The following is a 26,250-nucleotide window of genomic DNA, read 5'->3' on the forward strand; positions in this document are numbered from 1 at the left end:
AGCGCTATCCTGCCGTGACACCGCCCGAATTTACGCTAAGGTGATCTCCGTCCGCAGCGGCCAAAGAGCCGCGCGAGGAGGATCCCAATGGAAGATAACGGTCGCGAATCCGACCATCTGATGCTGATCACCCCGGAGCGGGTGTTCTATGCCGGCCTGCTCGGCCGCCCCCGCAAGCGGACCCCGGGCTGCTGCCACGTTTATGTGGCGGTCAAGGGCAGCCTGCATCTGACGATCGACGATGCCCTCGCCACCGGCGAGTTGTTCGTCACCCTGCCGAACCAGCGGCATTCCATCGCCAGCGACTATCGCACCGCAATCAGCGTCACGCTCGAGCCGGAGAGCATGCCGGACGGTGTCATCGAGGCCCTGGCTGAGCGGCTCACCGGCCCGGACCGGGCGGTCTATGCCCGCAAGATTCTGGCCGCCTACGCGCTGCTGCGCCAGCGCCGCTATAACGACATCACCACCGCCGAATTCGACGAGATGTGTTTTGGCGAGGCGCTGCCGCGCCGCGTGCTCGATCCCCGCGTGATGCGCGCCGTCGCCCGCATCGGGCGCTTCTCCGGCGAGCCGTTGACGGCGGATACCTGCGCGGCGGAAGCGGGGCTCTCCGCCTCGCGCTTCCTGCATCTGTTCAAGGAGGAGACCGGCATCTCGTTCCGCTCCTTCCGCGCCTGGAAGCGTGCGCGGCATCTGCTGCACTTCGCCAACCAGGACCTCAACCTCGCCCATCTCGCGCAGGACATCGGCTATCCCGACTCCACGCATTTCAGCCATTCGATCCGCCGCTTCTACGGATTGAAGCCGCGCGCGATCTTCGTCGGCTCGCGCGATCTTGCGATTTATCGCAGCTCCGAGACGGTGCGGCTGGCGGAGGCGAGCTAGAGCCGCTCTCGTAGGGTGGGCAAAGCGCAAGCGTGCCCACCACCTTCGTGAGGTGTCGAGAGAGATGGTGGGCACGGCGCAAGACGCCTTTGCCCACCCTACAGCTTATCGCCCTTTTCCAGCTTCTCCGCGCAAGAAGCCGCATGCCGCGGCGCCCCATGATCGCAAGCGTTGAATTCTCAACGTGCGAGACATCAGTGGCATGAGCGACAAGGGCGTCATCACCTGCGCGCTGAACGGCGTGCTCACCGACCCGAAGCAGCACAACGTGCCCGTGACGCCCGAGCAGATGGCGCGCGAGGCCAAGGCTGCGTTCGACGCCGGCGCGTCCATCATGCACATCCATCTGCGCCAGCAGGCGCCGGACAAGGGGCACCTGCCGTCCTGGGACGTGAGCGTCAGCAAGGAGATCCAGCAGGCGATCCGCGAGGCGTGTCCCGGCGTCATCATCAACCACACATCGGGCGTGTCAGGACCGAACTATAGCGGCGCGCTCGACTGCATCCGCGAAACCAAGCCCGAGATCGCCGCCTGCAATGCCGGCTCGCTGAATTACCTGAAGGTGAAGGCCGACAACAGCTGGGCCTGGCCGCCGATGATGTTCGACAATGCGGTCGAGAAGGTGAAGGACTATCTCGACGTCATGAACGCGGTCGGCACCATTCCCGAGTTCGAATGCTTCGATGTCGGTATCGTGCGCTGCGTCGGCATGTACCGTCAGGTCGGGATGTACAAAGGTCCGCTCGAATACAACTTCGTGATGGGCGTGGCGTCCGGCATGCCGGCCGATCCTGACTTGCTGCCGATCCTGATCAAGCTGAAGCGCCCCGAAGCACACTTCCAGGTCACCGCGATCGGCCGTGAAGAGATCTGGCCGCTGCACCAGCGCTGCGCCGAACTCGGCGGTCATCTGCGCACCGGACTTGAGGACGCCTTCTATCTCGCCGACGGCAGGAAGGTGACCTCGAACGGCCAGCTCATCGAAGCCATCGCCGCCTGCGCCCGCCGTGCCGGCCGCGAGATCGCAAGTCCGGCCGAGGCGCGGAAGATCTTTGGGACGAACAGGTAAGCCAAACTCCGTCATTCCGGGATGGCCGAAGGCCAGGCCCGGAATCCATAACCACGATCGGGAGTATGGATTCCGGGCTCGCGCTCCGCGCGCCCCGGAATGACGGGCAGGAGAATCTATGTCCATTCTCGAAAACACTATTTTCCCCGGCAGCGCCGCCTATCACGCCAATCGCGACGGCATGCTCGGCCTGATCGACCGGATGCGCGCGCTGGAAGAGCGCACGCGCGCGGCATCAGCCGCGGCAAAGGACCGCTTCCACAAGCGCGGCCAGTTGCTGCCGCGCGAGCGCGTCGCGCTGGTGCTCGATCCCGGCGCGCCCTTCATCGAGCTGTCGACACTTGCCGGCTACATGTTCGACGTACCGGATGCGAGCAAGAGCGTGCCCGGCGGCGGCGTCATTGCCGGCATCGGCTTCGTCTCGGGCATCCGCTGCATGGTCAGCGCCAATGATTCCGGCATCGACGCCGGTGCGCTCCAGCCCTATGGCCTCGACAAGACCCTGCGGGTGCAGGAGCTGGCGCTGGAGAACAAGCTGCCTTATGTGCAACTGGTCGAAAGCGCTGGCGCCAACCTGCTGCGCTACCGCGTCGAGGATTTTGTTCGCGGCGGCAACATCTTTCGCAACCTCGCGCGGCTCTCCGCTGCCGGCCTGCCGGTCGTCACCGTCACGCACGGCTCGTCCACCGCGGGCGGCGCCTACCAGACCGGCCTGTCCGACTACATCGTGATGGTGCGCGGCCGTACCCGCGCCTTCCTTGCGGGCCCGCCGCTGCTGAAAGCCGCGACCGGCGAGATTGCGACCGAGGAAGAGCTCGGCGGCGCCGAGATGCACACGGAGGTCTCCGGTCTCGGCGACTATCTCGCCGAGGACGACCGCGACGCGCTGCGCATTGCGCGCGAGATCATGGCCGCGCTGGAATGGGAGCGGCCGGGCCGGGCGGCGTCGCAGTTCAAGCCGCCACGCTACGACCAGGCCGAGCTGCTCGGCATCATGCCGATGGATCACAAGCGCTCGGTAGACATGAAGCAGGTGATCGCCCGCATCATTGATGATTCCGACTTCACCGAGATGGCGCCGAACTACGGCCCGGCCACCGTGTGCGGCTATGCCCGCATCGAGGGCCAGGCGATCGGCATCATCACCAACAACGGTCCGCTCGATCCCGCCGGCGCCAACAAGGCGACGCATTTCATCCAGGCCTGTTGCCAGACTCGCACGCCGATCCTCTATCTCAACAACACCACCGGCTACATGGTCGGCAAGGCCTATGAAGAAGCCGGCATGATCAAGCACGGCTCGAAGATGATCCAGGCGGTCACGTCCGCCACCGTGCCGCAGATCACCATCTATTGTGGCGCCTCGTTCGGCGCCGGCAATTACGGCATGTGCGGCCGCGGCTTCCATCCGCGCTTCTGCTTCTCCTGGCCCAACGCCAAGACCGCCGTGATGGGCGGCGAGCAGGCCGCCGAAACGATGGCAATCGTGACCGAGGCCGCCGCCGCGCGCCGCGGCAAGGCGGTCGAGAAAGACAAGCTCGAGGCCATGAAGGCGCAGATCATCGGCGTGTTCGACGGCCAGATGGACGTGTTCTCGACCAGCGCCCGCGTGCTCGACGACGGCGTGATCGATCCGCGCGATACCCGCGCGGTGCTCTCGGAGGTGCTCGCGATCTGCCGCGAGGGCGACGCACGCACGCCGCAGCGCATGCAGTTTTCGGTAGCCCGCCCATGAGGAACGGATCAGTGCAGCACCGGCCGTTCTTCAAGGTCCTGGTCGCCAACCGCGGCGAGATCGCGCTCCGCGTGATGCGCAGCGCGCGGCAGCTCGGTCTTGGCGTCGTCGCCGTCTATTCGGATGCCGATCGCGATGCGCTCCATGTGAAGCAGGCCGACCAGGCGGTGCGGATCGGCGAGGCGCTACCGTCGCAATCCTACCTCAATATCCCCGCGATCATCGCCGCGGCCAAGGCGAGCGGCGCCGACGCCGTCCATCCCGGCTACGGCTTCCTCGCCGAGAACGAGGAGTTCGCGCAAATCTGCAAGGACGCCGGGCTCGTCTTTATCGGCCCGTCGCCGCAGGCGATCGAGGCGATGGGCAACAAGGCCGGCGCCAAGGAGATCATGAAGAAGGCCGGGGTGCCTTGCGTGCCCGGCTATCAGGGCGCGGACCAAAGCGACGAGGTCATGCTCGCCGAAGCCAAGCAGATCGGCTTCCCCGTGATGATCAAGGCGGTCGCCGGCGGCGGCGGGCGCGGCATGCGGCTCGTCACGGATGCTGCATCCTTCGGCGATGCCCTGCGCAGCGCGCGATCGGAGGCGAAGGCTGCGTTCGGCGATCCCACCGTGATCCTCGAACGCGCGATCCAGAATCCCCGGCACATCGAGATCCAGGTGTTCGGCGACAGCCACGGTAACGCCATCCATCTTGGCGAGCGTGACTGCTCGGTGCAGCGGCGGCATCAAAAGCTGATCGAAGAGGCGCCGTCGCCCGCGGTCCCGCCGGAGTTGCGTGCAAAGATGGGCGAGGTTGCTGTCGCCGCGGTGAAGGCGCTGCGCTACGAGGGCGCCGGCACGCTGGAATTCCTGCTCGACGCCAGCGGCGCGTTCTACTTCATGGAGATGAATACGCGCCTCCAGGTCGAGCATCCCGTGACCGAGGCGATCACCGGGCTCGATCTCGTTGAGCTTCAGCTGCGCGTCGCGCGCGGCGAGCCGTTGCCGGTGAAGCAGCAGGACATCAAGTTTTCCGGCCACGCCATCGAGGTGCGGCTGTGCTCGGAGGATGCCGCGCAGGATTTCATGCCGCAGTCCGGCCGCATGGCGCGCTGGCAGGTGCCGCAAGGGATTCGCGTCGAGCATGCGCTGCAGTCGGGCGCGGAGATCCCGCCGTTCTACGATTCCATGATCGCCAAGGTGATCAGCCATGGGGCAAGTCGCGAAGAGGCGAGGGGACGGCTGATCGTCGGGCTGGAGCAATTGACGGCTTTTGGCGTGACCACCAACCAGGCGTTCCTGTTGTCCTGCCTGCGTTACCCCGGCTTTGCCAAGGGCGAAGCGACGACGGCCTTCATCGGCGCGCATCACGACGAGCTATTCGCGCCACCGGCGAGCAGCGCTTTCGGCGTGGCACTCGCTGGACTCTTGCTGTACGTCACCAACCCGCAGGCGCCTTCGTGGCGCAGCGGACGAAGCCTCGCGGCAACGTTTGCGCTGCCGGCAAAGGTCGATATCTCCGGCCACGCGCACGAAATCGAAGTCACACGCGAGCGCGACGGTGGTTACACCGTTGCTATCGAGGGCCGCCAAGACAAGTTCGAAATCGACCAGCTCGATGCCGAAGCGATCCGCTTCCGCCACGACGGTGTGATGGACAGTGCAAAATTCCTACGCGATGGCGACCGGCTGTACGTCCAGCACCGCGGTATCCCGCTCGCGGTGAACGATCTCACTCTCGCGGCGCCGAAATCCGCAGCAAGCAACGGCGGCGACGGAAAAGTCCGCGCCGCCATGAACGGCCGCGTCGTCGCCGTCCTGGTCAAGCCGGGCGATCGCGTCGCCGCCGGCCAGCCGGTGCTGACGCTGGAGGCGATGAAGATGGAGCACGTCCACAAGGCCGGCATCGACGGTGTCGTATCGGGGATTGACGTGGCCGAGGGCGAGCAGGTCACGACGGGACGGATCGTGGTGGAGATTGGGGCGTAGCCTCGTGTCCCCAGCGCGCGAACGCGAGCCGGGGCCGCTGTCTGACCAGAATTGCAAATGATTTCAATGCGATTTCTGCCGCGATGTCCTCGCACAAACTTTCATTGAACGTTGTTCATTGTTCAGCTACTAATATGAACATTGTTCAATTATGAGGCCGTTGCCATGCTTACGTCAGTGCCCCGCCGGCGCGCGTTCGCCGCACCGCAAGCCCGCGAAAAATGCCTGATCGGTGCGCTCTTCATCCTCACCCTGGCGGCGCTGCTGGCGCCCGCGTTGCCCGCCGCTGCGTGGCACATCCCGCATTTTGTCGACAGCCGTCCATGGCTGGGCGTGCCCAACGCCGGCGACGTGCTGAGCAATCTCGCCTTCCTCGCGATGGGCGTCTGGGGCACGGAGCGGCTGCGCGCCCGCAACGATGCGCCGGTGGGTGCAAGCTGGTTCTTTGTGGGACTGATCCTCACTTGCGCAGGCTCGGGCTTCTATCATCTCGATCCTGATGCGCCGCAGCGGCTGGTGGCCGACCGCCTCGGCATGGCGGTGGCGTTCGCAGGATTTCTGGGCATCGCGGTCAGCGAGCGCGTCAGCGCGCGCGCAGGCGAGGCGGTGCTGGTGCTGATGATGGTCGGGGGCCTGCTCGCGGCCTGGGTGGCTCGCGAGAACCTCACGCCGTGGGTCGTCGTGCAGTTCGGCGGCATGGCACTCGCTGTAGGACTGGCGTTGACACGGCCCCGGCCCGGTGCGCTTGGCGTGCCGCTCGGCGGCGTGATCTTCTTTTACGTGTTGGCCAAGCTGTTCGAGTTGGGTGACGTGACGATATTCGAAGCGACGGGGCACCTTGTCTCGGGCCACACGCTCAAGCACCTGGCAGCGGCGCTGGCGGCCTGGCCGGTGGTCCGGGCGTTGCGACCCGTTGCTACTGGCCTCGCCCCGTCCCCTCATTGAGCAAGCACGCGACCTGGTGTCCATCGCCCGCATCCATCAGCGCCGGCCGCTCTGTCCTGCACCGCTCCATCGCAAACCGGCAGCGGGTATGGAACGCGCAGCCCGGCGGCGGATTGACCGGGCTCGGCACGTCGCCGTCGACCAGCGGCGCGAGCTTCTTTGCGAGCGGGTTGGCGATCGGCACGGAGGCGAGCAGGGCCTGCGTGTAGGGATGGCGCGGATTGCGGAACAGTTCGTCCTTGCCGGCGATCTCGACGATGCGACCGAGATACATCACGGCCACGCGGTGGCTGATATGGGCGACCACGGCGAGGTCGTGCGCGATGAAGAGATAGGAGAAGCCGTGCCGGCGTTGCAAATCGATCAGGAGATTGATGACCTGCGCCTGGATCGAGACATCGAGCGCGGAGACCGGCTCGTCGCACACGATCAGGCGCGGCCCCAGCGCCAGCGCCCGCGCGATGCAGATGCGCTGGCGCTGACCGCCGGAGAATTGATGCGGGAAGTTGCGCATCTGATCCGGCCGCAGGCCCACCTGCTCGAACAGCTCTGCGACGCGCGCCTCCAGCGCCCTACCGGACGCGAGCCCATGAACCGCCAGCGGCTCGCCGACGATGTCGCCCGCGGTCATGCGCGGATTGAGCGAGGCAAAAGGGTCCTGGAACACAATCTGCATCGAGCGGCGATGCGGCCGCAGTGCCGTCTTGGACAGATGCGTGATGTCCTCGCCGTCGAGGCGGATCTGGCCCGAAGTCGGCTCCACCAGCCGCAGCACGCTACGCGCCACCGTCGACTTGCCGCAGCCGGACTCGCCGACCAGCCCCAGTGTTTCGCCGACACCCACCGAGAAAGAGACTCCATCGACGGCATGTACGGTGCCGACTTGCCGGCGCAGCACGCCGGCGCGCACCGGATAGTGCTTCTTGAGATCGGTGATTTCGAGCAGCGCCTCGCTCATGCCACCTCCGCCACGTCAGCCGCACGCCAGCACGCGGCGAGATGGCCGCCGCCCCAATCCGCGAGTGGCGGATATTCGGCCTCGCAACGCTTGATCGCCAGCTTGCAGCGCGGCGCAAAGGCGCAGCCTTTCGGCAGCCGGACCAGCGACGGCACGGTGCCGGGGATTTCATTGAGCCGCGCTTGCGCCGCGATGCCGGACGCGGGCACCGACGGAATCGAGGCCATCAGCCCGCGCGTATAGGGATGTTTGGGATCGGCGAACAATGCCTCGACGGTTGCTTCCTCGACTTTCCGTCCGGCATACATCACGATGACGCGCTGTGCGGTCTGTGCGACGACGCCGAGATCGTGCGTGATCAGCACGAGGCCGGTGCCAAGCTCCTTCTGCAGGTCGAGGATCAGCGCGAGAATCTGCGCCTGGATGGTGACATCGAGCGCGGTGGTTGGCTCGTCCGCGATCAGCAGCGCCGGCCGGCAGGCCAGCGCCATCGCGATCATCGCGCGCTGGCGCATGCCACCGGAGAGCTGATGCGGATATTCGCGCGCACGCCGCGCCGGCTCGGGAATGCGCACCAGCCGCAGCATCTCGACGGCGATGGTCTGGGCCTCTCGGTTCGACATGTTCCTGTGCAGCCGCACCGCCTCGACGATCTGGTCGCCGATCCGCATCACGGGATTGAGCGAGGTCATCGGCTCCTGGAAAATCATGGAGATGCGATTGCCCCTGACCGCGCGCATCTGCGCTTCGTCCAGCGCCAGCAGATCGGTGCCTTCGAGCGAGACCGAGCCGCCGACGATCCGCCCGGGTGGATCCGGCACCAGCCGCATCAGCGAGAGCGCGGTGACGCTCTTGCCGCAGCCGGATTCACCGACGATCGCCAGCGTCTCGCCGCGGCTCACGGTGAACGAGACGTCATCGACCGCCTTGAACAGGCCGGAATTGGTGAAGAACACCGTCTTCAGGTTTCTCACCTCGAGCACGAGATCGGATTTATCAGTCATCAGCCGCGCTGCCGGGGATCGAGGATATCACGCAGGGCGTCGCCGAACAGATTGGCGCCGAACACGGCGAGGCTGATGGCGATGCCCGGGAAGATCACCAGCCACGGCGCGGTGCGGACATATTCGGCGGCGGATTCCGAGAGCATGCGGCCCCAGGACGGATATGGCTCGGGAATGCCGAGGCCGAGGAAGGAGAGGGAAGCCTCTGTGAGGATGGTCGAGCCGAGCTGGGCGGTCGCCAGCACGATCAGCGGCGCCAGTGTGTTCGGCAGCACGTGGCGCAGCGCGATCCGCACCTCGCTCATGCCGATCGACTTGGCGGCCTCGACGAAGGGCTGCTCGCGCAAGGCCAGCGTGTTGGCGCGGACGACGCGCGACACCGTCGGGATCAGGGGAATGGCGATGGCGATGATGACGTTCGGCAGCGACGGGCCGAGCGCGGCCGTCATGATCAGGGCCAGCACCAGCAGCGGCAACGCCTGGAGAACGTCGGAGACCCGCTGGAACACCAGATCGACCCAGCCGGCGAGATAGCCCGACGTCAATCCGACGATGACGCCGATGGTGCCGCCGAGCGCGGTCGAGCCGATCCCGACGGCGAGCGAGATCCGGGCACCGTGGATGATGCGGCTGAAGACGTCACGGCCGAAGGAATCGGTGCCCATCCAGTGCGCGAGGCTGGGGCGTGCCAGCGCGCGGGCGGAATCGATCGTCAGGGGATCGTAGCGTGCGATGAAGTCGGCGAAGATCGCCGTGAACACGAACAGCGTCATGATGACGAGTCCCGCGGCGCCCAGCACATGCCGCTGCGCCAGGAACAGCACGCGCCGCCAGCCGCCCGCCGCATGCGCCCCGGCGCGTCTCAGTTCAAAGTCGTAGTCGATCGCGGCCAAGCGCCTCTCCTAATCCGTGTACCTGATCCGCGGGTCGAACACCGCGTACAGCATGTCGACGATGAAGTTGGCGCTCACCACCACCACGGCAATCAGCATCACGAGGTTCTGCACGATCGGGTAGTCACGCCAGCGGATCGCCTCGACCAGGAAGCGCGCGACGCCGGGGATGTTGAACACGGTCTCGGTCACGATCAGGCCGCCGATCAGGAACGCGGCCTCGATGCCGATCACGGTGATGACGGGCAAAATCGCGTTCTTCAGCGCGTGGCGATAGTTCACGGCGGCATCGGAGGCGCCCTTGGCGCGGGCGGTGCGGATATAGTCCTGCCGCAGCACCTCCAGCATCGACGAGCGGGTGATGCGCATGGTCAGCGCCGCGCTACGGAAGCCGACGGCCGCGGCCGGTACGGCATAGGTCGCGAACGCTTCCAGCCAGGTGTGCGGGTTGGGATTGAAGATCGGCATCTGGCCGAACATCGCCACCGATGCGGTGAGGATGAGCAGGCCGAGCCAGAACGAGGGCAGCGACAAGCCGCTGAGACTGACGACGCGGAGCGCGTAGTCGAGACGCGTGCCCTGCTTCACCGCGCTGATGACGCCGAGCGGAATGCCGACCGACGCCGAGAACAGCAGCGCCAGGCCCGCGAGCCGCGCCGTGATCGGAATTCGCGGCAAGATCTCCTGCAGCGCGGGCTTCTCCGAAACGTAGGAGTAGCCGAAATCGCCGCGCAGAAAGCCGCTGATCCAGTGCCAGTACTGCACGATCAGCGGCTGGTCGATCCCGAGCTCCTTCTCCAGATTGGCCTTGTCGGCGGGATCGACATAGCCGGCCGCGGCGAACAGGATATCGACGATGTTGCCGGGCACGACGCGCAGCAGGAAGAAGATGACGACCGAGATCCCGAACAGGGTCACGAGCATCAGGAACAGGCGGCGCACCAGATAGGCAAACATCACCAGCCTCCGTCGAGCCCGCTAGTCGCCCGCCCGGCTTGCGCTACTTGTCGAGCCACAGATCCTCGTAGCGAAAGCCGTTGTAGGAGCTGTTCGACATGATCGTGACGCCCTTCACATGAGGCTGCCAGCAGGTGCCGGCCCGCGCATGGAAGATGATGGGGCGGGCCACGTCCTCCTGCAGCTTCTTGTCGATCTCCCAGACCAGTTGCTTGCGCTTGTTGAGATCGGTCTCCTGCGACTGCACGTCGAACAGCTTCTCGATCTCCTTGTTGCAGTAATTGGTGTAGTTGCGCTCGGAACCGCAGGAATAGTTCTCGTAGAACGACTGATCCGGATCGTCGACGGCGTTGCCGGTCAGGTTGAGGCCGAGCATGTAGTCCTTGCGCGCCACCTTCGGGAACCAGTTCGCGGTCTCGACCACGTCGAGCTCGCCGTCGATATAGATGCTCTTGAGCTGGTCGATCAGGATCACCGCGGGATCGCGATATTCCGCGAGATTGCGTGTCGAGACCTTGACGGCGAGATGCTTGTCGGGGCCGTAGCCCGCCTTCTGCATCAGCTTCTTCGCTTCCTCGCGGCTCGCTTTCACGTCCGGGCCATAGCCCGGAATGGTTTCAAGCTTGTTCTTGGGCATGCCCCAGATGCCTTGCGGCGGCGGCAGCATGGTGCCGCCGATGTCGGCCTGGCCTTCGAACAGGATGTCGATGAAGGCTTTGCGATCGAGCGCCAGCGCCATCGCGCGGCGGACATCGATGTTGTCGAACGGCGGCGCTGTCGAATTGACGATGATGTTGGTCGAAACGTTGGTCGGTTCGACCACGCAAGCTGCGTTCGGCGCCTGCGATTTGATGTCCTTGAGCAGCGGGATGGTGATATGCGTCGGGAAGGTCATGTCGAACTTTCCGGCGACGAAGGCGAGAATCGCGGTCGAGCGATTGGTGATGATCGTGTACTCGATGCCGTCGAGATAGGGCAGGCCCTTCTTCCAGTAGTCCGGATTTCGAACCAGCTTGATCGATTCATTGGCCTTGAACTCGACGAATTTGAACGGCCCGGTCCCGATCGGATGGGTGCGCATCTCCGCCGGCGGGACGTGGCAGGGATAGACCGGCGTGTAGCCGGAGGCGAGCATCGCGAGCAGCGAGGGCTGCGGCCGCTTCAGCTCGAACGACACCTCGAAATCGCCATTGGGCGTGACGTCGTTGACCTCGTTGTACCAGGTCTTGCGGGGATTTTGCCGAAGCTTCTGCTGCGATTTTCCCATCAGCAGATCGAAGGAGCATTTGACGTCGGCCGACGTGAACGGCTTGCCGTCGTGCCATTTGATTCCTTGGCGCAGCTTGAACGTCAGCTTCTTGTAGTCGCTGCTCCAGGACCAGCTCTCGGCCAGCTCGGGCCTGATGCTGTCAGGACTGTTCTGGGCCATGTGCTGGTCGTAGATGACGAGGTTGTTGAACACGCCCATGAACGGCACGTTGACCGAATAGGTCGCGCCCTCGAGAATGGAGGCGTTCGCCGGGCTGTCGCGGTGGTAGATTCGCAGGATCCCGCCCTGCTTGGGCTCGCCGGCGAAGCTGGCCGTGGAAAAGGTCAGCAAAGATAGCGCCGCCGTCGCGGCGAGCGCTCGCACGCTCCGCATCCTCGTCCTCCCTGGACAACGGCCTTTTGCGGCCTGTTTGAAACGACGATAGCGACGCGCGCGGAGCGAGGCAACCGGCAAGGCCATCCGCTCTCTCGACAATTCGGATGACGGAAGGCGGCAGGAGTTTCATGCCTCCATCATGTGAGAGTGCAGGTGCGAAGGGGTGGTTTCAGATGTTACGCGCAGCCGGATCGACAAACTCCGCTGTCGTCCCGGGGCGCGACAAAGTGACGAACCCGGGATCCATAACCACAGAGAAGTCATCGCGCGAACTGGCAACTCCGAGTCTTCGCCAAACTCTTCCCTGGCTATGGGGCCCGGATCTGCGCTTCGCTTGTCCGGGACGACAGCCGAGTTCTTGACTGCGTCCTCACACGATCCGCGACGCCTTGTTCCCCCAATACCTGTCCCTTAGCAGCCGCTTGTACAGCTTGCCCGTCGGCAGCCGCGGCAGCTCCTTCTCGAAATCGACCGAGCGGGGTACCTTCTGCCGCGACAGCGATTGTGCACAGAAGGCAATCAGCTCCTCCGCGAGCGCGGGGCCCGGCACGATGCCGCGCATCGGCTGCACCACCGCCTTTACCTCTTCGCCGAGATCGGGATTGGGCACGCCGAACACCGCGGCGTCTGCAACCTTGGGATGCGTGATCAGCAGATTCTCGCATTCCTGCGGATAGATGTTCACCCCGCCGGAGATGATCATGAAGGTCGCGCGGTCGGTGAGATAGAGGAAGCGATCCTCGTCGACATAGCCGATATCGCCGACCGTGCTCATGCTGCCGTCGGCCGAGCGCGCCTCTCTCGTCTTCTCCGGATCGTTGAAATATTCGAACGGCGAGGCCGTCTTGAACCAGACCTGGCCCGGCGTGCCGGTCGGGCACTCCCGCATGTTGTCGTCGAGGATGTGGAGGTCGCCGAGCAGCACCTTGCCGACGGTGCCGCGATGGGCGAGCCATTCCTCGCTGTTGCAGGCGGTGAAGCCGAGGCCCTCGGTCGCGCCGTAATATTCGTGGATGATCGGGCCCCACCATTTGATCATATCGTCCTTGACCAGCGCCGGGCAGGGGGCGGCGGCGTGGATCGCGATCTCCAGCGAGGACAGGTCGTAGCGCTTTCGCACCTCCTCCGGCAGCTTCAGCATGCGCGAGAACATCGTCGGCACCAGCTGGGTGTGGGTGATGCCCCACCGCTCGACCAGCTGGAGATACCGCTCGGGATCGAAAGTCTCCATGATGACGACCGTGCCGCCCATGCGGATCGTGAGGTTCACGGCAGCCTGCGGCGCCGAGTGATAGAGCGGAGCGGGCGACAGATAGGCCATGCCTTCGCGGTAATGCCAAAGCTTCGTCAGGAAATCGAACAGCGGCAGATTGTGTTTTGGCGGCTCCTCCGGCAGCGGCCGCAGAATGCCTTTCGGCCGTCCCGTCGTGCCCGACGAATACAGCATGGCGGTGCCGAGCCATTCATCGGCAATCGGCGTTGCCGGCAGACCGGCTGTCACCTCGGCAAGGCCGACGATGCGCTCGCTCTCGCCCGGCCCGTCGGCGACGATGCACAGCCTGATGTCGGGACAGGCCTGGATCGCCTCGCGCGCGATGTCCAGCTTCGCCACCGATGTGATCAGGATCTTCGACCGGCTGTTGACGAGGAGATAGGCGAGCTCGCCCGGTGTCAGGAACGAGTTGATGCAGGTGTAGTACAGTCCGGAGCGCTCGCCCGCACCGCAGGCTTCGAGATAGCGCGAATTGTTCTCCATGAAGATCGAATAATGGTCGAGCCGCTTCAAACCGTGCTTCCGGAACAGATGCGCGAGGCGGTTACTGCGCGCCTCCAACTCGCGATAGGTGACGGCCTCGCCGGTCGCGGCCATGATGAAGGCGGGTTGGAGCGGGCGCAGGCGGGCATGCTGACCGGAATACATCTGTCCTCCACGAGAATCATGCGGCGAGAAGCAGGATTTCGCGCAACTGCGCCGGGCCGTCGATCTTGCGCGGATTGCGCGGCACCCAGGGCGTGCGCATCGCCTGTTCCGCGATGGCGTCGAAATGCTCCGGCGACACGCCGACCTCAGTGAGGCTGCGCGGCATGCCGAGCGAACGGATGAAGGCATCGAGCACGTCGGCGGCGTTGTGGCCGGGAAAGCCCATCGCGGCGGCGACGATCATCTGGCGCTCGGCATTGTCTCGCGCATTCCAGCGCATCACCGCCGGCAGCATGATGCAGGAGGTGTGGCCATGCGGCACCTCGAAAGCCGCACCCAGTACATAGCCGATGCCGTGGCTTGCTCCCATCGGCACGCCGGCCGCGAGCGCGCCCATCGACAGCCAGGTGCCAATCTGCGCGTCCATGCGCGCATCGAGATCGGCGGGGTCGGCCTTCACCCGCGGCAACGCGTCGGCGAGCATGGCGAGGCCCTTGACCGATTGCGCGTCGGCATAGGGGTGCGTCTCGCGCGAGCAGATCGCCTCGACGCAATGGTCGACGGCGCGAATGCCGGTGGACAGGAACAGCCATTCCGGCGTGTGGACGGTGATGGCGGGATCCAGGATGGTCGCGCGCGGCACGGTGAGCGGATGACGCAGCATCTGCTTCACATGGGTGCTGCGGTCCGTCACGCCCGCAATGGAGCTGAACTCGCCGCCGGCGATCGTGGTCGGCACGCTGATTTGGCGCACCGTCGGCGCAGTCATTTCGGGCGCGACGCCCTTGTGGACGCGGATGCGCTCGATGCCGCCGATATCGTCGATGCCGTTGGCAAGGCAGAGCTGCACGGCTTTCGCGCCGTCAGTGATCGAGCCGCCGCCCACGGTAACGATCAAGTCGGCGTTCACCTCGCGCGCCGCATTGGCGGCGGCGATCACTGCCTCGCGCGGCGTGTGCGCGGGCATGGCATCGAACAGCCCGGCGCAACGCGGGCCGAGTGCCTGCCTGATCTTCTCGATTTCGTCGGTCTGCCGGTTCAGCGTCCCTGATACCATCAGGAAGGCGCGGCGCGTCCCCAGCCGGTCCATCTGCGCGACGATGGCCTCGGCGGCAGGATGGCCGAACACGACCTCCTCGATCGCGCCGTAAACGACACGTCCCTGGTGCACGCCTGTCCTCCCCAGACAATTCGTCTTGTTTTTGTGGGGGGTAATCTAGCCGCGCTGGCGGCATTCGTCATGCGCGAAGACGCTGGGCTTTTCTTACCCTCCCCCTCCAGGGGAGGGTGGTGAACGCCGCTCCGCCATCGCGACCTTACAGCCGAGCAACTGCCGCGCATCCATCGCCCTCTCTGTCAACCCGCCATCCGGTCAGGGCATCTCGCCGAGCATTGCCCATGCATTGGTCTTGAAGAGTTCATCATTGCCACCCATCTTGTGGCGCCCGCGGGTAGAAGCGTACCCTGCTCTTTCCGCGGCTTTGATGCGAGGACCTGCGATGAGCGAACCGGACGGAAGCGAGCAATTTGTCAAAACGCACGATTTCGTTCAGCCTCGGTCCTACGCAATTGGCGGTCTTATCGCCGCGGCGATAGCTCTTGCCGGTTGTGGTCAGCCGGCCCCGCAAGCGGCCGCGCCGCCGCCCGCGCCGGTGACCGTCGCCCAGCCGGTCAAGCGCACCGTCACCGATTGGGACGAGTTCACCGGCCGCTTCGAGGCGATGGAGGAGGTGCAGGTCCGCCCGCGCGTCGGCGGCTTCGTCAACTCCGTCGAATTCCAGGACGGCGCGATCGTGCGTCAGGGCGATCTGCTTTACGTGATCGATCCCCGCCCGTTCGAGGCGGTGGCGGCGCAGGCCGACGGCCAGTTGTCTGACGCGCGGGCCAGGGTCGAGCTTGCCAAGCGCGAACTCGATCGCGGGCTGAGCCTGGTGCAGACCAGCGCCGTCTCCGAGCAGGTCGTCGACCAGCGCCGACAGGCCTTGCAGGCCGCGCACGCCGCGGAAGTGCAGGCCGAAGGCGCGCTCAAGGCTGCCAAGCTCAACATCGAGTTCACGCATGTGACGGCGCCCCTGACCGGGCGCGTCAGCCGCCATCTCGTCAGTCCCGGCAATCTCGTGCAGGGCAGCGATACCGGGACGTCAACGCTGCTCACCTCAATCGTGACGCTCGACCCAATCTACGTCTATTTCGACATGGATGAGGCGACCTTCATCAAATACAGCAAGCTGTGGTTCGAAGGCCGCCGCCCGAGCTCGCGCGATACGGCGAACCCGGTGCAGGTGGCGCTTGCCGGCGAGACGAAACCGTCGCGCGAGGGCAGCATCAATTTCCTCGACAACCGCCTCGATGTCTCCACCGGCACGCTACGCAGCCGCGCCGTCATCAAGAACACCGATCTGTCGATCCTGCCCGGTCAGTTCGGTCGCGTCCGCCTGATCGGCAGCGCGCCCTATGAGGCGCTACTGATTCCCGACGTCGCGGTCGCGACCGACCAGTCCCGCAAGATCGTGTTCGTCGTGAAGCCTGACGATACCGTCGAGGCACGTCCCGTGGTGCTCGGTCCGCTCGATGATGGCCTGCGCGTGATCCGCGAAGGGCTGAAAGCAGACGATCGCGTCATCGTCAACGGCATCCAGCGCGCCCGCGTCGGCGCCAAGGTCGCTCCGCAGACGGCTCCGGCCGGTGGCAAGCCCGGTGACAAGTCATGAATCTCGGCCGTCTGTCCATCAACCAGCCCATCCTGGCGATGGTGCTGTCGATCGTGCTGCTGATCGTCGGCGCGCTCGCCTATACGACGCTGCCGGTGTCCGAATATCCGCAAGTGGTGCCGCCGACCGTCGTCGTCACCACGCAATATCCCGGCGCCTCCGCGCAAACCGTGTCCGACACGGTCGCAGCTCCCATCGAGCAGGAGATCAACGGCGTCGAGGACATGCTGTATCTCTACAGCCAGGCGACCTCGAACGGCCAGCTCACCATCACCGTCACCTTCAAGCTTGGCACCGATCTCGACAAGGCCCAGGTGCTGGTGCAGAACCGCGTCGCGATCGCGCAGCCGCGCCTGCCTGAGGAAGTCCAGCGCAACGGCGTCACCACGCGCAAGAACTCGCCCGACATCCTGATGGTCGTGTTCATGCTGTCGCCCGACGACACCTTCGACCAGCTCTACATCTCCAACTATGCGCTGCTCCAGGTCCGCGACCAGCTGCTGCGGATCGACGGCGTCGGCGACATCCAGATCTTTGGCGCACGTGATTATTCGATGCGGCTCTGGCTCGATCCTGATCGGATCGCCAATCTCGGCCTGACCTCGACCGAAGTTCTGGCCGCAATCCGCGCGCAGAACGTGCAGATCGCGGGCGGCCAGATCGCCGAGCCGCCGATCGCCGACCGTGCCTTCCAGCCGAACCTCACCTTCACCGGGCGTTTGAAAGACCAGAAGCAGTTCGAGGACATCCTGATCAAGGCCGGCTCCGACGGCCGCACCGTGCGGCTGCGCGACGTTGCCCGCATCGAGCTCGGCGCGCTGGCCTATAGCACCAACAGCTTCCTGCTGCGCAAATCGGCGGTCGCCATGCTGGTGACGCAGCGGCCGGGATCGAATGCGCTCGCGACCGCGAAAAACATCTCCGACACCATGACGAAGCTGAAGGAGAGCTTTCCGAAGGGGCTCGACTTCAACATCGGCTACAACCCGACCGAGTTCATCGCGCAGTCCGTCCATGAGCTGATCAAGACCATCTACGAGGCCATGCTGCTGGTGGTCATCGTGGTGCTGGTGTTCCTGCAGGGCTGGCGGCCGGCGATCATCCCGATCATCGCGATCCCGGTCTCTCTGGTCGGCACCTTCGCGGTGATGGCGGCGCTGGGCTTCTCCATCAACAATCTCACGCTATTCGGCCTCGTGCTCGCGGTCGGCATCGTGGTCGACGACGCCATCGTGGTGGTCGAGAATGTCGAGCGGCATCTCGAGCACGGCATGAGCAGGCGGGATGCTGCGCTCAAGACCATGGAGGAGGTCGGCGGCGCGCTGGTCTCGATCGCGCTGGTGCTGTGCGCGGTGTTCGTTCCGACTGCATTCATCGGCGGCATTTCCGGGCAGTTCTTCCAGCAATTCGCGGTCACCATCGCGGTCGCGACCGCGATCTCCTGTTTCTGCTCGCTGACACTGTCGCCGGCACTTGCCTCGCTGATCCTCACGCCACATGAGGAAAAGCGCCCGCCCGCCGCCTGGAATCTCATCGCGCGCGGCTGGAACTCCTTCACCGGTGTGTTCAACCGCGTGTTCGACCGACTCGCGCATGGCTATGCCGGCCTCGCCAATTTCGTGATCCGGCACTCGGTCGTGATGATCCTGATCTACGTCGTGCTGATCGGCAGCGCTGGCTGGCTGATTGTGACCACACCGCAGGGTTTCATTCCGGCGCAGGATCGCGGCTACGTCATCATCTCCGTGCAATTGCCGGGCGCGGCCTCGCTGGCGCGCACTACGGAGGTCGTGCGCGAGATCGAACGCATCTCGCTAGATACACCAGGCATTATCCGCGTCGCCGCCTTCGCCGGCTTCTCCGGCGCCACCCGCACGCAGGCCGGCAACGCGGCGGCGCTCTTCCCGGTGTTCGACGAGCCCGAGGCGCGGATCAAGAAGGGACTGTCTGCGAATGCCATCACGGGCGAGCTGCGCAAGCGCCTGGCTTCGATCCAGGGCGCGTTCATCATCGTGATCCCGCCGCCCGCCGTACCCGGCATCGGCACCGGCGGCGGTTTCACCATCCGTATCCAGGACCGCCAGGGCCGCGGGCCCGAGATGCTTGCGGCCGCGACCGACGAGCTTGTCGCCGCGGCGCGCAAATCGCCCTCGCTGCTCGCTCCCACAGTGTTCTCGCCATTCTCGGCCAATACGCCGCAGCTCTTCGTCGACATCGACCGAACCAAGGCGCAGAAGCTTGGCGTGCCCATCGCCAACATCAACGACACGATCCAGACTTACTTCGGATCGACCTATGTCAACGACTTCAACCTGTTCGGCCGCACCTATCACGTCACCGCCCAGGCGGACTTCCCGTTCCGAAAGGAGCCAAGCGATCTCTCGCGGTTGCGCACGCGCAACGCCTCCGGCGACATGGTGATGCTCGGCAGCGTGGTCGAGTTCAAGGACGTCTCCGGCCCCGACCGTGTTGCGCGCTACAATCTCTATGCGGCGTCCGAGCTGCAAGGCGAGCCGGCGCCGGGCACTAGCTCGACCACCGCGCTCAACGCCATCAAGAAGCTCGCGGACGACACGCTGCCGAGCGGCTTCACCTTCGAATGGACCGACCTCTCCTATCAGCAAATCACCGGCGGCAATGCCGGCCTGCTGGTGTTCCCGATCTGCGTGCTGTTCGTCTATCTCGTGCTCGCCGCGCAATATGGCAGCTGGACACTGCCGTTCGCGGTGATCCTGATCGTGCCGATGTGCCTGCTCGCCGCCACCATCGGCGTGCGCATCATGGGGCAGGACGTCAACATCCTCACCCAGATCGGCTTCGTCGTTCTGGTGGGGCTGGCGGCCAAGAACGCGATCCTGATCGTCGAGTTCGCGCGCGACATCGAGAATGAAGGCAGGCCGCGGCTGGAAGCCGTCATCGAGGCGTGCCGACTGCGCCTGCGGCCGATCCTGATGACCTCGTTCGCCTTCATCCTCGGCGTGCTGCCGCTGGTGATATCGAGCGGCTCCGGCTCCGAGATGCGGCAGGCCGTCGGCGTCGCGGTGTTCTTCGGCATGATCGGCGTCACGCTGTTCGGGCTTCTGTTCACGCCGATCTTCTATGTGGTGGTGCGGAACCTGGCGGAGGGGCGGAACGAGGGGAAGAAGCTCGAGGTGGTGGCCTGATCATTGTGGCCATCGGTACGTCCACATCTCCGCTGTCGTCCCGGACAAGCGCAAGCGCAGATCCGGGACCCATACCCCCAGGGAGCAATTTGGCGACGATTGGCAACTGCCAGCTAACCCCAAACTCAATCCTGCGGCTATGGGTCCCGGATCTACGCGCGCTCGAGGCGCGCTTGTCCGGGACGACAGCGGTTGTTTGGCGCGCACCCTCCATACTAACGGCCTAGGCCGAAATGGATGGGCAGGCCCGGGGTTCTTCACTACTATCCGCGCGATTTCAAAACAGAAAACTGCTGGGAGCTTAACGAATGAAATCAGCACTTTTTGCCGCCGTCGCAATCTCTGCCCTGATGCTCGCCGCGCCGGCCTTCGCACAGGGCGTCAAGATCGGCATCCTCAACGACCAGTCCGGCGTCTATGCCGATTACGGCGGCAAATGGTCGGTTGAGGCCGCCAGGATGGCGATCGAGGATTTCGGCGGCGAGGTGCTGGGCCAGAAGATCGAGCTCGTCACGGCGGACCATCAGAACAAGCCGGATCTCGCCGCGTCCATCGCGCGGCGCTGGTACGACGTCGAGCACGTCGACATGATCACGGAGCTGACGACGTCCTCGGTCGCGCTTGCGATCCACGAGCTCTCCAAGGAAAAGAAGAAGATCGATATCGTCGTCGGCGCCGCGACCTCGCGCCTGACCGGCGATGCGTGCCAGCCCTACGGCTTCCACTGGGCCTACGACACCCGCGCGCTCGGCGTCGGCACTGGCGGTGCGCTGACCAAGGCCGGCGGCGACACCTGGTTCTTCCTCACCGCGGACTACGCGTTCGGCTATGCGCTGGAGAAGGACACCAGCGAGATCGTCACCGCCAATGGCGGCAAGGTGGTCGGCTCGGTGCGCGTGCCGCTCAACTCCTCGGACTTCTCGTCCTTCCTGCTCCAGGCGCAGAGCTCGAAGGCGAAGATCGTCGGCCTTGCCAATGCCGGCCTCGACACCACCAACTCGATCAAGCAGGCGTCCGAGTTCGGCATCGTCGCCAGTGGCCAGAAGCTCGCCGGCCTCTTGATGACGCTCGCCGAAGTGAACGGCCTCGGCTTGCAGGCCGCACAGGGCCTGGTGCTGACCGAGGGCTATTACTGGGACGTCAACGACCGCACACGCAATCTCGGCGAACGTTTCCTCAAGCGCACCGGGCGGATGCCGAACATGATCCATGCCGGCACCTATTCGGCGACGCTGAGCTATCTCAGGGCGGTCAAGGCCGCCGGCACCAAGGACACCGAAGCGGTCGCCAAGAAGCTGAAGGAGCTGCCGGTCGACGACGACTTTGCGCAAGGCGGCAAGGTGCTCGAAAACGGCCGCATGGTGCACGACATGTATCTGTTCGAGGTCAAGAAGCCGTCGGAATCGAAGAAGCCCTGGGACTATTACAAGCTGCTCGCCACCGTCCCGGGCGACAAGGCGTTCTTCACCGCCAAGGACAGCGGCTGCCCGCTGACGAAGTGAGCCTCTCGTGTCCCGGACGCGCTGCAGCGTGAAACGCTGCTGCGCAGAGCCGGGACCCACGCTTCTCCCCGTGTCGGCACCAAAATGGGTCCCGGTTCAGCGGCGCAGCGTTACACGCTGCACCGCGCCCGGGACACGAGCGCGCGTGTTGGCTTGCCCACTCACACCAGCCGCAGCAGCACCGCGCCCAGCGCTCCCGCCCACAGCGCAATCGCTGCGATGCCCTGGATCGCAAACCCGGGACCGCGCTTTGCGGCGGCCTTCGAATAGCCGATGAAATAGACGATGCGGCCGACGATCCAGACGGCGCCGAGCCCCGCCGCGATGGCGTCGTTGATATAGATCGCGAACAGCCAGAGCGCCGGCAGGAAGACTGGCATCCATTCCAGCGTGTTCATCTGGATGCGGAAGGCGCGCTCGAAATCCGGATGGCCTGAAATCGCCGGCACCTTGACGCCCGTCCTGGTCCGCGACCGCGAGACGTTCATGCTGGTGAAGAAATAGAATGCGATCGCCAGCAACGTGACGAGGGCGGTGAGATGATACATCGCGAGCTTCCTTGAAGGGACCGCGCCTTCAATACCCGGTCAGCTCGAGATAGCCAACGCCGTCATGGGTACCGGCAAAGCTGATCGGTCCCTCCCAATAGGAGAAGCCGGTGCCCATCCAGGCCCTCGGATTGAGCGGCTTGCAAGCTATTGAGAATGACCGCGAGGGGATCGCGATCTGCCATTCCACCGGCAGCTTGCGTCCGGCGACCTCCGCCGTCGCTTTCGGAATCATCTGGATATCGCCACCCGCGATCATCTGCGTCTCACCGGACGCGCTGATCCAGTTGCCGAACGGATGGTCCTTGCCGTCCTTCTGGCGCAGCCGGTACAGCATCAGCTTGTCGCCGGACGAAAGATGCAGCGACAGCCAGTCCCAGCCGGTCTGGTCGGCGTCGAGCGGCTGGCTGCTCCATTCGCGGTCCATCCAGGCCTGGCCCGCCACCTCGACCGGCTTGTCGTCGATGGTGAGCGTGCCGCGCGCGCGGTAGAACGGCTGGCTGTAATAGTAGGAGGCCTGGCCGCGCTCGGATTTGCGGCTGTAGCCGCGATCGCCTTGCAACGCGACGGAACGGTCAGCTTCCAGCGTGAGCGCATAGCTGAAGTCGGTGCCGGAGCCCTTCAGCGTCATCGGCGCCAGAGTGCGATCGTCAATGCGCTCAGACCCCTTCATCTCCCAATCATCGATCCAGGCCGCAAACGGTGTTGCGATGACGCCGGCCTGCCCGATGCCGCCGCGTGAAAACGTCTCGTTGAAGCGGTGGGTGTCGGCACGCGTCACCGCGGCATGCGCCATCCAGATCTGCTGGTTGGCCCAGCCCTCGCCCTGCGGACCCGGCTGCGCCGCCTGGCGGAACAGCGTCCATTGCAGGCCGCAAGGTGCGCCGCTGCCATCCGTGAGGTTCGCCGTGAGATACCACCACTCGATGCGAAACTCCGGATGCGGCCCGTGATCGGCGGGGAAGGCGAACGTCTTTCCCGGCGTGACCCTTGCAAAGCCGTCGGCGGTCTCGCCGAGCCCGGCATAGCCTTGCGCGCCGGCGCGGCGCGGGAGCGCGAGTGCGGCGATGCCGCCGGTGAAGGCGCGCCGTGACATCTTCTCAGCGCTCATTGGCAAACACCTTGACGAGGCTCGCCGGCTGCATCCGCGCCAGCCGGATCATCGGCAGCAGCGCGGCAAGCAGCGAGGCGATCAGCGCGACCGCGACCAGCTCGACCAGTTGCAGCGGAAACACATGGAACGGCAGCCGCCAACCGAACGCCTTGACGTTGACGATCGCGATCAGGCACCACGCCACCAACAGCCCGAGCGGCACCGCCAGCAGCGAGGTGAACAGCGCAACCGACAATGTCTTGGTCAGCTCGATCACGGCAAGGCGCGGCCGCGTGATGCCGATCGCCCAGAGCGGTGCCAACTGCGGCAGGCGGGAATTCGCCAGAGTCAGCAGGCTGGTCAGCAATGCGATGCCGGCCACGCCGAGGGTGAAGGCGTTCAGCGCCGAGGTCACCGCAAAGGTGCGGTTGAAGATGCGGATCGATTCCGCCTTCACCGTCGCCTGGTCGGCGACGCTGCGGTCGTCGAGCGCGAACTGCTTTTGCAGCGCCACGATCAGGCCGGAAATATTCTCCTTTGCGACGATGAGGCCGATCCGCGTCTGCGGCGTCTGCGGAAACTGCCGGATCAGCGCCGCGACATTGACGGCGAGCTGGCCCTTGGGGTTGCCGTAGTCGGCATAGATGCCGGCGATGTCGAGCTCCCAGGTCCCGCCCGGCGCCGGCACGTCAATGACGTCGCCGACGCGGATGTTGAGGCGGCGGCTGAGCTGCTCGCTGATGAAGGCGGCATTGCCCGGCACGAGCCGGGTCCAGGCGCGTGGCGCGGCTTCCAGCAATGGCCAGCGCTCGCGATAGAGCGCGTGATCGGGCAGGCCGAGCAGCTCCACCGGCTGGCCGCGAACCTGCGCCTCCGCGCGTCCGCCCGAGAGGATCGCCTGCACGTCGCTGCGCTGCTTCAGCCAGTTTCGGATCGCGACGCCTTGCGCGTTGTCGGAGGCGCTGATGTAGACATCGGCCGCGAGCCGTCCGTTGAGCCAGCCTATGAAGGTGCGGCTAAAGGTTTCGACCATGGTGGACACCCCGACATTGACGGCGAGCGCGAGCAGCAGTGCCATCAGGGCGAGCGACAATCCGGAGAGCTGCTGCCGGCTGTCCGCCCAGAACCACAGCGCGAGCGGTCCTTTCGCCCGGCGCTGGCCTGCGAGCAGAATGATTTCGAGGAGAGCCGGCAGGATCAGCGCGGCGCCCAGCATCAATGCGGCCAGCACGCCAAAACCCGCGATCAGCGATTGCCCGTAGTGAAGCAGCAGTATTGCGACCGCGAACACCGCGCAGGCCGCACCGCTTTGCAGGATCAGCCAGCGGCGCTGCCGCTGCTGCCAGGCGTATGGCTGCGCGGTCGCCAGCACCGGCATCCGGATCGCCTTGATCAGGCTGGTGGCGGCTGCGACCAGCGCGCCGGCGATGCTGATGCCGATGCCGGCGAGCCACCATTCGCTGCGCAGCGTGAGTTGTCCCGGGATCTGCGCGCCGTAGAGCCCGCGCAGCGATGCCGCGACGTCGGGCAACAGCGCGGCCGCAATGAAATAGCCGCAGACGAGCCCGATCAGCCCGGCGACCAGCGCCAGTGCCACGAGCTCTATCACCAGCACCGTGTTGACCAGCCGGGCCGACGCGCCGCACGCTCGCAGCGTGCGCAGCATCGGCAGCCGCTGCTCGAAGGCAAGGCCGACGGCCGAGTTCACGATGAAGAGGCCGACGAAGAACGACAGCAGGCCGAAGGCGGTGAGGTTGAGATGAAAACTGTCGGTGAGGCGCTCCAGCTCCGTCTCCGCATTCGGCTCGACCGGCTGCAACTGGTCGCCGACGACGCTTTCCAGCGGCGCCGGCTTGCCCTTCGACCGGCCAATGAGCAGTCGTGACACCTGATCCGGCTTGTTCAGCAGCCGCTGCGCCACGCCGATATCGACGACGAGCACATTGGGCACGAGCTGCGGCAGCACGCGCAGCGGCGGCAGTTTTGCGCCGCTGCCGATCGAAGCGGCCGCGCCCTCTTGCTCCTGCAAATCGGTCAGCGTCTCCCGCGCCACCAGCGTCTGGCCGGGCGGGGCGACGAAACGGCTCAAGTCCGGGGCACCAAGGCGCGGCGCGTTACCGACGTCCGCCGGCATCGTCACCGGTTCGATCCCGAGCAGCCGCACCGAGCGGCCGTTGACCTGAACGCGGCCTTCCAGCACCGGCGAGACCGGCCAGCCGGCGCGACGGAGCTTGACGAAGAGATCTTGCGAGAAGGTCGCGGCATCAGGCGCGACCAGCATTGCCGTGCGCATGCCGCCAAACGTCGCCGCCGCGCGATCATAGGCGTTGCGGGCCTGCTGGTTGATCGCCTGCACGCCGCTCCACAGCGCGGTCGCCGCGATCAGGCCGATCAGGAGCGTCGCGAACTGCATCTTGTGCCGCCGCCAATGGCTCAGCAACACCGCAAGAACCCACAGTGCCCGCCTCATGCGATTCGTCCCGCATGCAAAGTGAGGTGGCGGTCGAGCGTGCCGGCCAGATGCAGGCTGTGCGTCGCCATCAGGAAGCCGCAGCCGGTGCGCGCGACGAGGTCGCGCGCCAGCGCCAGCACGTCGTCGGCAGTCTGCTCGTCGAGATTGCCGGTCGGCTCGTCCGCGAGCAGGAGCGAGGGCCTTGTCGCCAGGGCACGGCCGATCGCGACGCGCTGCTGCTGTCCGCCTGATAATTGTTCTGGATAACGCCTGAGCAGCCCGCCGAGCCCGAGCCGCTCGACCAGCTCCCTGGTCCAGGCCGCATCCTGCCGGCCGGCAATCCGCGCCTGGAAGACGAGATTGTCCGCGACCGAGAGGCTCGGGATCAGGTTGAATTGCTGGAACACGAGGCCGATCCGGTCGCGTCGCAAGCCTGCGCGCCCCGTGTCGGACAGTTTGGTGACCTCGGTGTCCTCCAGCCGGATCGAGCCGCCGTCGGCAGCATCCAGGCCTGCGATCAGGTGCAACAGCGTGCTCTTGCCGCTGCCGGATTCGCCGGTCAGCGCGACGCGCTCGCCGGCCCCGAGCTCGAGGTCGACACCGCGCAGCACATGGACCGGCTCGCCGGCCGAGGAGAAGGTTTTGGAGAGGTTTCGGATACTCAGCAAGATCGTTGCGCCGGACGGAATGAACTCGATGCTGCGTAGCACACCTGCCGTGGAAATGCCGGGGTTGCGTTGGCTTCCAACCCGTTGTTAGCTCCGAGGACGGTCAAATCAAAAAGTGCCGACAAAA

General features: G+C 65.4%; 19 protein-coding genes. 8 read left to right on the forward strand and 11 right to left on the reverse strand.

Annotated features, from left to right (window positions below):
• Positions 1-87: 87 nt before the first annotated feature.
• The 5 genes from QSV46_RS19340 to QSV46_RS19360 all read left to right on the forward strand — a co-directional run bounded on the left by QSV46_RS19340 (position 88) and on the right by QSV46_RS19360 (position 6,607).
• Positions 88-888, forward strand: a complete 801-nt coding sequence (locus tag QSV46_RS19340) for an AraC family transcriptional regulator (RefSeq protein ID WP_314954784.1) — start codon at positions 88-90, stop codon at positions 886-888.
• 202 nt (positions 889-1,090) lie between these two features.
• A complete protein-coding gene (locus tag QSV46_RS19345; protein WP_314955214.1) occupies positions 1,091-1,957 on the forward strand; it encodes a 3-keto-5-aminohexanoate cleavage protein in 867 nt (288 codons plus the stop codon).
• Positions 1,958-2,075: 118 nt separating this feature from the next.
• On the forward strand, positions 2,076-3,692 hold the full coding sequence (locus tag QSV46_RS19350) for an acyl-CoA carboxylase subunit beta (RefSeq protein WP_314954787.1): 1,617 nt from the start codon (positions 2,076-2,078) through the stop codon (positions 3,690-3,692).
• On the forward strand, positions 3,689-5,662 hold the full coding sequence (locus tag QSV46_RS19355) for an acetyl-CoA carboxylase biotin carboxylase subunit (protein WP_314954790.1): 1,974 nt from the start codon (positions 3,689-3,691) through the stop codon (positions 5,660-5,662). The genes QSV46_RS19350 and QSV46_RS19355 overlap by 4 nt, the downstream gene beginning before the upstream one ends.
• Before the next feature lie 165 nt (positions 5,663-5,827).
• Positions 5,828-6,607 carry a hypothetical protein gene (locus QSV46_RS19360; RefSeq protein WP_314954793.1) on the forward strand — a complete coding sequence of 260 codons (780 nt, stop codon included), beginning with the start codon at positions 5,828-5,830 and terminating at the stop codon, positions 6,605-6,607.
• Here the strand turns inward: QSV46_RS19360 and QSV46_RS19365 are convergent.
• From QSV46_RS19365 to QSV46_RS19395, 7 genes are all read right to left on the reverse strand, one after another.
• Positions 6,579-7,565, reverse strand: coding sequence for a dipeptide ABC transporter ATP-binding protein (locus tag QSV46_RS19365; protein ID WP_314954795.1), 987 nt, complete (start codon positions 7,563-7,565; stop codon positions 6,579-6,581). The two genes, QSV46_RS19360 and QSV46_RS19365, sit on opposite strands and share 29 nt — an antisense overlap.
• On the reverse strand, positions 7,562-8,569 hold the full coding sequence (locus QSV46_RS19370) for an ABC transporter ATP-binding protein (RefSeq protein ID WP_314954796.1): 1,008 nt from the start codon (positions 8,567-8,569) through the stop codon (positions 7,562-7,564). Before QSV46_RS19370 ends, QSV46_RS19365 begins: the two co-directional genes overlap by 4 nt.
• Positions 8,569-9,462, reverse strand: a complete 894-nt coding sequence (locus tag QSV46_RS19375) for an ABC transporter permease (protein WP_314954798.1) — start codon at positions 9,460-9,462, stop codon at positions 8,569-8,571. Before QSV46_RS19375 ends, QSV46_RS19370 begins: the two co-directional genes overlap by 1 nt.
• Before the next feature lie 9 nt (positions 9,463-9,471).
• Positions 9,472-10,419, reverse strand: a complete 948-nt coding sequence (locus QSV46_RS19380; RefSeq protein WP_314954799.1) for an ABC transporter permease — start codon at positions 10,417-10,419, stop codon at positions 9,472-9,474.
• 43 nt (positions 10,420-10,462) lie between these two features.
• The gene (locus QSV46_RS19385; RefSeq protein ID WP_314954802.1) at positions 10,463-12,061 is read right to left on the reverse strand and encodes an ABC transporter substrate-binding protein; all 1,599 of its coding nucleotides are present in this window, start codon (positions 12,059-12,061) and stop codon (positions 10,463-10,465) included.
• Between the two features lie 373 nt (positions 12,062-12,434).
• Positions 12,435-13,985: an AMP-binding protein gene (locus tag QSV46_RS19390; RefSeq protein WP_314954804.1), complete on the reverse strand. Its 1,551-nt coding sequence runs from the start codon at positions 13,983-13,985 to the stop codon at positions 12,435-12,437.
• Positions 13,986-14,001: 16 nt separating this feature from the next.
• Positions 14,002-15,156: an iron-containing alcohol dehydrogenase gene (locus tag QSV46_RS19395; RefSeq protein WP_314954807.1), complete on the reverse strand. Its 1,155-nt coding sequence runs from the start codon at positions 15,154-15,156 to the stop codon at positions 14,002-14,004.
• A 328-nt stretch (positions 15,157-15,484) separates the two neighbouring features.
• Between QSV46_RS19395 and QSV46_RS19400 the strand changes: the two genes are divergently transcribed.
• From QSV46_RS19400 to QSV46_RS19410, 3 genes are all read left to right on the forward strand, one after another.
• Positions 15,485-16,696, forward strand: a complete 1,212-nt coding sequence (locus QSV46_RS19400; RefSeq protein WP_314954810.1) for an efflux RND transporter periplasmic adaptor subunit — start codon at positions 15,485-15,487, stop codon at positions 16,694-16,696.
• A complete protein-coding gene (locus QSV46_RS19405) occupies positions 16,693-19,860 on the forward strand; it encodes a multidrug efflux RND transporter permease subunit (protein WP_314954812.1) in 3,168 nt (1,055 codons plus the stop codon). The genes QSV46_RS19400 and QSV46_RS19405 overlap by 4 nt, the downstream gene beginning before the upstream one ends.
• A gap of 308 nt (positions 19,861-20,168) precedes the next feature.
• Positions 20,169-21,362 carry an ABC transporter substrate-binding protein gene (locus QSV46_RS19410; RefSeq protein ID WP_314954814.1) on the forward strand — a complete coding sequence of 398 codons (1,194 nt, stop codon included), beginning with the start codon at positions 20,169-20,171 and terminating at the stop codon, positions 21,360-21,362.
• A 161-nt stretch (positions 21,363-21,523) separates the two neighbouring features.
• On the opposite strand, the gene QSV46_RS19415 is transcribed toward QSV46_RS19410, so the two are convergent.
• From QSV46_RS19415 to QSV46_RS19430, 4 genes are read right to left on the reverse strand one after another with little or no spacing between them, the layout of a single operon-like run.
• Complete coding sequence (locus QSV46_RS19415; RefSeq protein WP_314954817.1) at positions 21,524-21,910, reverse strand: MAPEG family protein; 387 nt, start codon at positions 21,908-21,910, stop codon at positions 21,524-21,526.
• Positions 21,911-21,938: 28 nt separating this feature from the next.
• Positions 21,939-23,021: a lipocalin-like domain-containing protein gene (locus QSV46_RS19420; RefSeq protein WP_314954820.1), complete on the reverse strand. Its 1,083-nt coding sequence runs from the start codon at positions 23,019-23,021 to the stop codon at positions 21,939-21,941.
• Positions 23,011-25,473, reverse strand: a complete 2,463-nt coding sequence (locus tag QSV46_RS19425; RefSeq protein WP_314954823.1) for an ABC transporter permease — start codon at positions 25,471-25,473, stop codon at positions 23,011-23,013. The genes QSV46_RS19420 and QSV46_RS19425 overlap by 11 nt, the downstream gene beginning before the upstream one ends.
• Positions 25,470-26,123: an ABC transporter ATP-binding protein gene (locus QSV46_RS19430; RefSeq protein WP_314954826.1), complete on the reverse strand. Its 654-nt coding sequence runs from the start codon at positions 26,121-26,123 to the stop codon at positions 25,470-25,472. The genes QSV46_RS19425 and QSV46_RS19430 overlap by 4 nt, the downstream gene beginning before the upstream one ends.
• Between the last annotated feature and the right edge of the window lie 127 nt (positions 26,124-26,250).

Origin of the sequence: Bradyrhizobium cosmicum (assembly GCF_032290525.1) — a bacterium.
Classification (GTDB): Bacteria; Pseudomonadota; Alphaproteobacteria; order Rhizobiales; family Xanthobacteraceae; genus Bradyrhizobium; species Bradyrhizobium cosmicum_A.

Coding starts and splice junctions, on each gene's coding strand:
- QSV46_RS19350 (WP_314954787.1), top strand. CDS start 2,076: ATGTCCATTCTCGAAAACACTATTTTCCCCGGCAGCGCCGCCTATCAC.
- QSV46_RS19385 (WP_314954802.1), bottom strand. CDS start 12,061: ATGCGGAGCGTGCGAGCGCTCGCCGCGACGGCGGCGCTATCTTTGCTG.
- QSV46_RS19340 (WP_314954784.1), top strand. CDS start 88: ATGGAAGATAACGGTCGCGAATCCGACCATCTGATGCTGATCACCCCG.
- QSV46_RS19380 (WP_314954799.1), bottom strand. CDS start 10,419: ATGTTTGCCTATCTGGTGCGCCGCCTGTTCCTGATGCTCGTGACCCTG.
- QSV46_RS19400 (WP_314954810.1), top strand. CDS start 15,485: ATGAGCGAACCGGACGGAAGCGAGCAATTTGTCAAAACGCACGATTTC.
- QSV46_RS19345 (WP_314955214.1), top strand. CDS start 1,091: ATGAGCGACAAGGGCGTCATCACCTGCGCGCTGAACGGCGTGCTCACC.
- QSV46_RS19365 (WP_314954795.1), bottom strand. CDS start 7,565: ATGAGCGAGGCGCTGCTCGAAATCACCGATCTCAAGAAGCACTATCCG.
- QSV46_RS19415 (WP_314954817.1), bottom strand. CDS start 21,910: ATGTATCATCTCACCGCCCTCGTCACGTTGCTGGCGATCGCATTCTAT.
- QSV46_RS19390 (WP_314954804.1), bottom strand. CDS start 13,985: ATGTATTCCGGTCAGCATGCCCGCCTGCGCCCGCTCCAACCCGCCTTC.
- QSV46_RS19405 (WP_314954812.1), top strand. CDS start 16,693: ATGAATCTCGGCCGTCTGTCCATCAACCAGCCCATCCTGGCGATGGTG.
- QSV46_RS19410 (WP_314954814.1), top strand. CDS start 20,169: ATGAAATCAGCACTTTTTGCCGCCGTCGCAATCTCTGCCCTGATGCTC.
- QSV46_RS19420 (WP_314954820.1), bottom strand. CDS start 23,021: ATGAGCGCTGAGAAGATGTCACGGCGCGCCTTCACCGGCGGCATCGCC.
- QSV46_RS19425 (WP_314954823.1), bottom strand. CDS start 25,473: ATGAGGCGGGCACTGTGGGTTCTTGCGGTGTTGCTGAGCCATTGGCGG.
- QSV46_RS19370 (WP_314954796.1), bottom strand. CDS start 8,569: ATGACTGATAAATCCGATCTCGTGCTCGAGGTGAGAAACCTGAAGACG.
- QSV46_RS19360 (WP_314954793.1), top strand. CDS start 5,828: ATGCTTACGTCAGTGCCCCGCCGGCGCGCGTTCGCCGCACCGCAAGCC.
- QSV46_RS19355 (WP_314954790.1), top strand. CDS start 3,689: ATGAGGAACGGATCAGTGCAGCACCGGCCGTTCTTCAAGGTCCTGGTC.